The organism is Klebsiella sp. K47 (assembly GCF_051858335.1).
Lineage (GTDB): Bacteria > Pseudomonadota > Gammaproteobacteria > Enterobacterales > Enterobacteriaceae > Klebsiella > Klebsiella pneumoniae.
The window spans coordinates 1-226 of sequence record NZ_JBPYUI010000387.1 but is presented as its reverse complement, the minus strand read 5'-3'; the positions used below and the strand labels follow the sequence as shown (position 1 = coordinate 226).

General features: G+C 40.7%; 1 protein-coding gene. It reads left to right on the top strand.

Annotation, left to right across the window (positions count from 1 at the left end):
* Nucleotides 1–226 (top strand): Kae1-like domain-containing protein (locus RRF55_RS28500; protein WP_439419370.1); only part of this gene is annotated, 226 nt, incomplete at both ends.

The window sequence follows — 226 nt, the reverse complement described above, 5'->3', positions numbered from 1 at the left end:
TCATTTAGTGGTTTAAAAACAGCCGTATCTGTGCAAATGAAAAAACTCGGTGACGAAAACCGTGATGCGGATATTGCAGCGAGTTTCCAAGAAGCCATCGTGGATACCTTAGTTAAAAAATCTGTGAAAGCGTTGAAGCAAACAGGTTTGAAACGTTTAGTGATTGCAGGTGGTGTCAGTGCAAATAAACGTTTACGTGAGCGTTTGGAAGCAGATTTAACCAAGA